Source organism: Aeromicrobium sp. (assembly GCF_036675695.1).
Classification (GTDB): Bacteria; Actinomycetota; Actinomycetes; order Propionibacteriales; family Nocardioidaceae; genus Aeromicrobium.
Map to the genome: position 1 here is coordinate 1 of NZ_JAKFEL010000186.1, position 6,601 is coordinate 6,601.

Annotated in this window: 10 protein-coding genes; all 10 read left to right on the plus strand. The window is 66.9% G+C overall.

The window, feature by feature from the left end; genetic code table 11:
- Nucleotides 1–286, plus strand: a 286-nt coding sequence (locus tag V6M39_RS12120; RefSeq protein WP_442880789.1) for a hypothetical protein, incomplete at its 5' end; no start/stop codon positions are given.
- Between the two features lie 11 nt (nucleotides 287–297).
- Complete coding sequence (locus V6M39_RS12125; protein ID WP_332644071.1) at nucleotides 298–1,794, plus strand: phage portal protein; 1,497 nt, start codon at nucleotides 298–300, stop codon at nucleotides 1,792–1,794.
- Nucleotides 1,763–2,722, plus strand: coding sequence for a VG15 protein (locus tag V6M39_RS12130; protein ID WP_332644072.1), 960 nt, complete (start codon nucleotides 1,763–1,765; stop codon nucleotides 2,720–2,722). The genes V6M39_RS12125 and V6M39_RS12130 overlap by 32 nt, the downstream gene beginning before the upstream one ends.
- A 52-nt stretch (nucleotides 2,723–2,774) precedes the next feature.
- Nucleotides 2,775–3,455, plus strand: coding sequence for a hypothetical protein (locus V6M39_RS12135; RefSeq protein ID WP_332644073.1), 681 nt, complete (start codon nucleotides 2,775–2,777; stop codon nucleotides 3,453–3,455).
- Nucleotides 3,456–3,482: 27 nt separating this feature from the next.
- A complete protein-coding gene (locus V6M39_RS12140) occupies nucleotides 3,483–4,496 on the plus strand; it encodes a major capsid protein (protein WP_332644074.1) in 1,014 nt (337 codons plus the stop codon).
- A complete protein-coding gene (locus tag V6M39_RS12145; protein WP_332644075.1) occupies nucleotides 4,493–4,687 on the plus strand; it encodes a hypothetical protein in 195 nt (64 codons plus the stop codon). Before V6M39_RS12140 ends, V6M39_RS12145 begins: the two co-directional genes overlap by 4 nt.
- A 24-nt stretch (nucleotides 4,688–4,711) precedes the next feature.
- Complete coding sequence (locus V6M39_RS12150) at nucleotides 4,712–5,281, plus strand: hypothetical protein (RefSeq protein ID WP_332644076.1); 570 nt, start codon at nucleotides 4,712–4,714, stop codon at nucleotides 5,279–5,281.
- A gap of 26 nt (nucleotides 5,282–5,307) precedes the next feature.
- Nucleotides 5,308–5,724, plus strand: a complete 417-nt coding sequence (locus V6M39_RS12155; protein WP_332644079.1) for a DUF6093 family protein — start codon at nucleotides 5,308–5,310, stop codon at nucleotides 5,722–5,724.
- Entirely contained in the window at nucleotides 5,721–6,122 is a 402-nt protein-coding gene (locus V6M39_RS12160; RefSeq protein WP_332644077.1) for a hypothetical protein, read from the plus strand. Before V6M39_RS12155 ends, V6M39_RS12160 begins: the two co-directional genes overlap by 4 nt.
- Entirely contained in the window at nucleotides 6,119–6,502 is a 384-nt protein-coding gene (locus tag V6M39_RS12165) for a hypothetical protein (RefSeq protein ID WP_332644078.1), read from the plus strand. The genes V6M39_RS12160 and V6M39_RS12165 overlap by 4 nt, the downstream gene beginning before the upstream one ends.
- Nucleotides 6,503–6,601: the final 99 nt, after the last annotated feature.

A 6,601-nucleotide genomic window follows, 5' to 3' on the forward strand; every position in this document is an offset into this window, starting at 1 on the left:
TGCGACGCAGATGCACTCTGCGGCCGAGCGCCTGTATGTGGACCTCGGCAAGGCTGACTCGGCGTTCTGGCACGACGGATGCGACTGGACCAAGCAGCACATCGAGGCGACACACAAGACGCCCCGCCCGTCTGCGGATCAGCCCGGCCGCTACATCCTCCGCAAGCCCGGTGACGGCCGAAAGATCGACATGGCCATCCCCTCGATCCTCGCGCACGAAGCGTGGGGCGACGTCACCGCGGCGGCCGAATGGCCGACCGAGGAAGAAAACCTCGTCTACTTCTAGGAGGGTCCGCCGTGGTCACCAGCGAACAGGCCCTCTCCGCGACCAGTCGCCTGCATGACGCCCTCGTAAGGCGCCGTAAGTCCATCGCGACGCAGTACGACTACCTCAATGGCAAGCAGCCGCTCAAGTTCGCCACCAGCGAGTGGAAGTCGTTCCACCAGGAGCGGTTCAAGGGCTTCTCGGACAACTGGTGCGAGGTAGTCGCCCAGACTCCGGTCGACCGGCTGCAGATCATCGGCCTGCGGATCTCCGGCAGCGCGGACACCATCACTGGCGATGAGCGTCAGTTGTGGGAGGACTGGCAGCGCAACGAACTCACCTCTCAGTCGAACCAAGGCTTCCTTGCGTCCTCCGTGGCCAAGCGATCCTTCACTCTCGTGTGGGGCGATGAGGACGACAACCCGCAGGTGACGTGGGAGCGCCCCGATCAGGCGATCATTGAGTACGACGACGCCGGGCGGAAGCGACTGCGCGCACTGAAGTCGTGGGCCTCCGATGACATCGAGTACGCGACCCTCTACTTGCCTGACGCGGTATGGAAGTGGCAGCGACCCAAGAGCGTCGTCGAGCGCGCCTCGGGCGCCGGCCTCGTGCTCCCCTCTGGGCTGAGCGCTGGCATCGGCGGCTGGGTGCCGCGCGAGGTTGACGACGAGGAGTGGCCGCTGCCCAACCCTCTCGGAGTCGTGCCGATGGTGGAGTGGCCCAACCGCCCCCGCCTCGGTGGCGACCCGATCTCCGACATCGACGGCGTGATGGCGATGCAGGACACCATGAACGCAATGTGGGGATTCCTGTTCCCTGCCGCCGACCACGCATCGATGCCCGCCCGCGTCATCATGGGCGGCGACATGCCGAAGGTTCCGGTCCTCGACGCGGACGGCCAGATGATCGGCACGCGCCCGGCCAAGATGGAAGAGCTGAACGACAAGCGGTTCCTCTACCTCACGGGCGCAGCGAAGATCGGCCAGTACGAGGCCGCCAGCGCTGACTTCTTCCTGAAGGTGATCGTTCAGGCCCTTGGCCACGTCGCTGCGCAGACGCGCACGCCCGGCCACTACCTGCTCACGAACGAGAAGTTCGCCAACCTCAACGGCGACGCGCTCACTGCGGCCGAGGTTCCCCTTTCCGACAAGGTCGGCAACCAGCAGACGCACTACAACCCGGCCGCCAAGGAGACTGCAGCCCTCATGGCCCTGGTTCGCGGCAAGAAGGACCTCGCTGACGCGATCCGCGGGTCTGATGGTGCGCGCTTCGTGCACTGGAAGGACCGGGCGATGCACTCGCTCCAGCAGCTCGCCGACGCCGCCACCAAGGACCGCGCCGTGGGCATGTCCCTGCGCACGGTGCTCGAGCGGCGATACGGATTCACTGAGCCCGAGATCGAGCGCGAACTGAACCGCATCCGCGACGAGCAGCGTATCGACCCTGAGGCGCTTCTCGATCCCGTGACGCTCGCAGCGATCAAGGGTGCGGCCGGTGGCGACACCAACCCGCCAGCAGGCGCGTAACCACTACGCCCGCCAGTCGGCAATCGTCACGGCAGCAGTGCTCGCCGTGCGCCGGCTGTTCGAGCGCAACCGCCCACTGCCCGAGATCGTCGCCACTGCCAGCGCCTACCAGTACGCCAGCGCCGCGGCCTCCATGCAGGCCATCGCGAGCATGTCCACCTCAAACCCGGTTCCCCTCGGCGTCCCCGACGCTTACCTGGGCGTCTCCTCCTACGGCTTCCCGCTGGCCGAGCCGATCATCGCCACCATCGACGCGATCGTGCCTGCCCCAGCCGAAGCGTTGCCCGCGAACTGGTGGGACGACGCCAACGAGTTCATGGCCAACATCGAGCAGTTGATCGCCTCTGAGATCGCAGACGCAGGACGCACTGCCTCTCAGGTCGAGTTCGTATCGCGGCCGGACTGGCAGAACTACGTGCGGATGCTCAACCCGCCCTCATGCGCCCGGTGCGCGATCCTGGCAGGCCGCATCTACCGCGACCTCGAAGCGTTCGACCGTCACCCCGGTTGCGACTGCGTGATGATTCCAGTCGAAAACTGGCAGGAAGCGCACGACGCCGGATACGTCTCGTCCGCCCAGGATGCGTTCGACAAGGGTCTGATCCGCACGCGGGTCAGTAAGGACAGCGACGAGTACCGCCCGGGCTTCTCGAAGGCCGACGAGCAGGCGATCCGCGACGGCGCCGACATCACCACCATCGTCAACGCGACCCGCGGCACCAGTCAGCCCGGCATCACCAACGCCCTGAGGACCGAGGTGTTCGGCCGCAAGGTCAAGGCCACGACCTACGGCACGACCAAGCGCGCGGCATGGCGCAAGGCCAACCCGACCCGCCTCGTGCGATTGAGGCCCGAGTCCATATACGAGCACGCGAGAGACCGCGACGACGCGATCCGCTTACTCAAGCTCTACGGCTACATCACCTGATCTTCCTGACGTGCAAGGCGTCGGGGCGAACCTCCGCAAGGGAGAGCACCTCATGAAGAACTCGATCCTGACCGCCGAACAGGCCGCATGGCTCGCCCGCACGATGGACCGAAACCGGTCCATCTACTCGGGCTGGTTCATGGGCCCCGAGGACGACGCCGAGAAGCAGGAAGACGGCGAAGGTGCCGACGACACTGAAGCCGACGGCAAGGACGACAAGTCTGACGCCGACAAGGACTGGAAGGCCGAGTTCGAGGCCCAGCAGCGGATCAACCGCAACCTCGAGCGCCGCACGCGCAAGGACGCGGCCACCATCGCGACCCTGAGCGGCAAGAAGCCCGAAAGCGGCTCAAAGGACAAGCCCGACGCCGACGACAAGCCCGACGTGGACAAGATCCGCGAGGAGGCGAAGGCCGAGGCCGCACGCGAGGTGCTGACCGGTCGAGTCGAGGACAAGATCGAGGCGAAGGCTCGCGCGTTCGCCGATCCCGAAGACGCAGTAGCCGTGTTGCTGCGCACGCATGACATCGAGGATTTCATCGACGGCGGCAAGCCGGACGTTGATGCAATCGCCGACGCTCTCAAGGAGCTCGGCGAGAAGAAGCCCCACCTGCTCGCGCAAGGCGGACAGCGATTCCAGGGCGGTGCCGACGGGGGTGCTCGCAAGGAAACCCCTCAGCGGCCGAAGGACCTGGGCGAAGCAGTCGCCCGCCATTACGACAACAAGGGCTAACCAAGCCCGGAAGGAAAGGGGCCAATCATGGCTATCACCCTCGCTCAGGCGCAGGTCAACGTCCAGGACGACGTCGACTTCGCTGTCATCGACAAGTACCGCCGGTCTTCGTGGCTGATGGATCAGCTCATCTTCGATGACTGCGTCAACCCCGGCACCGGTGGCGCAACCATGACCTACGGGTACACCCGTCTGGTCAACGCGCGCCTCGCCGCGTTCCGCGCGATCAACGCCGAGTTCACGCCCGGCCAGGCGTCCCGCGTCCGCGTCACCACGGACCTCAAGCCCCTCGGCGGCTCGTTCTCCGTGGACCGCGTCATCGCTGACCTCGGCAGCGCGACCACCAACGAGGTCTCGTTCCAGATGAACGAGATGATCAAGGGCGCCGTCACCGGCTTCGTCAACGAGATCGTGAACGGCGACGTTGCCGTCAACGCCCTCGGCTTCGATGGTCTCGACAAGGCGCTCACCGGCTCCTCGACCGAGATCGTCCCCGGCGGTGCAGCGATGTACGTCGACTGGACCAGCGGCACCGTCGACACCAACGACGAGGCTCACGGCGCGCTCGACATCCTCGACGACTTCCTCTCCTACGTCGTCGGCGGCGCTCACGCCCTCATCGGCAACCGGAAGTCCATCACGCGAGTTCGCTCGCTGGCTCGCCGCGCGGGGTTCTACACCCGCGAGGAGGACGCCCTGGGTCGCGTCATCGAGCGGTACGGCAACACCGTGCTGATCGACGCCGGCACCGTGGTTGCGAACGAGTCCGCGACCGAGACCGACGTGGTCCCGATCGAGACCCGCGACGCGGATGGCGGCGGCGCTGGTGGCAACATCACCGGCCTGACCGACCTCTACGCCGTGAACTTCGGCCTGGACTCGTTCCACGGCGTCTCGAAGACCGGCCCGCTGCTCAAGACGTGGCTGCCGGACTTCACCACGGCCGGCGCGGTCAAGAACGGTGAGGTCGAGATGGTCGGCACCGTCGCCCTCAAGCGCTCCACTGGTGCGGCCGTCCTGCGCAACATCAAGGTCCAGTGACCGCCGTCAAGGCGCCCGTCGAGGGCTTCTCTGGCGTCGTCGCGAACGTGGAGTTCGTTGACGGCGTCGGGGAGACCTCGGACCCGACCGCGCTCAGCTACTTCCGTCGCCACGGCTACGGAGTGGACGAGTCCGCAAAGGCACCGCGCCCCACCGCCAAGAAGACGGCCGCCAAGCCGTCTCCGAAGTAACCCGCTCCGAGAGGGAGGTCCGTCATGCCGCTTGACTCGCTCGCCGCTCCAGCGGACCTCCCCTCGGCATGGTCCGGTCACGCTGACGCGCAAGATGCGCTCGACGTGGCCTCTGCCGCGATCCGTGAGGCCGCGGGCAACCTGATCGCACCGTCGCAGACCGTCACGGTCAGCGTGACGGGCGCCCAGTTGCGTCTCCTGGCACTTCCGCGGCCGGTCGCGACCATCACCGCCGTCACCATCGACGGAAGTGCCGTGACCGACTACAAGGCGCTCCCTGAAGGACTGTGGCGCGCGTGCGGATGGGGCTGTGTTCCCACCGTGGTCGAAGTGAGCGCGACGTTCGGACTTCCCGAGGTCCCCGCGGACATCACCGACCTGTGCGTGCAGCTCGCCGTTGCGTGGCTGCTGCACCGGGCCACTGGTGGTGGCTCCACCGCCGGCCTCAAGTCCGTGAAGCTCGACGACGCAGCCGAGTCCTACACCGACGAAGCCGCCGGCCAGGTCTCCCCCGTGTTCATCCCTGACTCGACCCGTCGCTGGCTGGCTGCTCGCTTCGGCGGCGGTGGCGTGACGGTCGTGGAGACGGTCTAATGCGGGCGATCTCGCGACTGGGTGCGATGCAGGTCCGGGCCGAGTCCCTGATGACCCTCACCCTCACCCCCCACACTCCCACCGTCCCGCCGACGTACACCATCGACGGCGACGGCTACGAGGTCCCCACACTCACCCCTGGCACCCCGCACGCCGGCAAGGTTCAGTCTCGATCGGGCGGCCTCGGTGCTGCTGGCGACACGACCGCGCGCTACGTGGAGATCGGCGGCACTCCCCGCCCTGTCCTCTCTGGCGGCCTGCACATCCCGATCAGCGCGCCCGTCCCGCTGGCTGGCGAGCAGCGCAACTACGGGACCGAGTACGTCGTCACCGCAGTCGGCTCCATGGATGACCCAGCCCTGCTCGGTCGCCGCTTCCTCGTGGTCGCCGTGCCCGTGAAGTCGTTCGCCACCGCGCGCAGATTGGACGTGATCGAGCTGTGAGCCAGATCAACGTCACCCACGGCATCGGCGACCTGTTCGCCGACCTCTCCAAGATCGCGACCAGCACCCGCCCCCGGATGCGCGGCGTAGTCCGTGACGGCGTGAAGGTCGGCACCTCTCTCGCTCGGCAGTACGCCAAGGAGAAGGCCGGTCCGCACGGCAAGGCGCTGCACAAGCGCATCAACGGCGAAATGCACCGCAACCTCGGGCTGTTCGGCAACACGATCTCGGGCGAGTACGGCTTCGACGGCATCCCCAAGTCCGACTTTGTCGGCGGCGGCTTCCGTCACGGAATCAACACCGACCTGCCCCGCTCGGCTGACGTCGTCGGCCCCTCGTTCCTGCGCTCGGTCGATGACGAGGTGCAGGACATATTCCGCGGGGCCGAGTTCCTGTGACCGCGCAGGCCAATGTCACGGCGATCCTGGCGACGCTCACCACAGCCCTCGCGCCTCGCAAGGTGTATGACCTCGGCGCCGTCCCCTCGACGCGCCCTCCGCAGTTCGTGGAGATCACGCTGACCCGTCGGTTCGGCGGCGTGATGACCCTCGGCGGCCACATTGGCACGACCGGCTATCGGCTGACCGTCGCCGCTGTCTCGTCGTCCACCGTCGCGAGCATCCGTAGCGACCTCGAGAAGGTCCGCGATGCACTCGAGTTCCAGCGCCTGACTGTCGACGGCAAGCAGACGACCCCGATCCAGTTCGAGACCGAGGACGAAGCCGACTACGGCAGCGGATGGCTTTCGCAGTACGCCGCCTACACCTACGTGCTCTAGGAGGAGCCATGCCCAACCCGTACCTGGAAGCCGCCTTGCGCGCGCAGGACGCCAAGCGACCCAGGGTCGCCCCCAAGACGCCCAAGGCTCCGGCCGAGG